A 304-nucleotide genomic window follows, 5' to 3' on the forward strand; every position below is an offset into this window, starting at 1 on the left:
TCCGCAACTTGTTCGGACGACCGCACGATATCCGCGCTTGCGCCGCTCATGGCGGTCGTCCTCGTCGCGTTCCTGATCATCGGCATTGCGCTGCCGGTGCTACCGCTTCACGTCCACGACGACCTGGGCCTCGGCACTTTCTTTGTCGGTCTGGTGACGGGCAGCCAGTTTGCCGCGTCATTGTTCTCGCGTGTGTGGGCCGGCCACTTCGCAGACAAATCGGGCGCAAAACGCGCCGTCATTGTCGGGATGGTCTCGGCCTCGGTGGCCGGTCTCATTTACCTGTCGTCTCTCGCAGTCGCAT

General features: G+C 62.8%; 1 protein-coding gene. It reads left to right on the forward strand.

The window, feature by feature from the left end:
• The coding region (locus tag SB752_RS32200) for an MFS transporter (protein ID WP_410719466.1) at positions 1-304 on the forward strand (304 nt) is incomplete at both ends.

The organism is Brevibacillus sp. SIMBA_040, assembly GCF_046535075.1.
In the GTDB taxonomy this organism is placed as follows: Bacteria; Bacillota; Bacilli; order Brevibacillales; family Brevibacillaceae; genus Brevibacillus.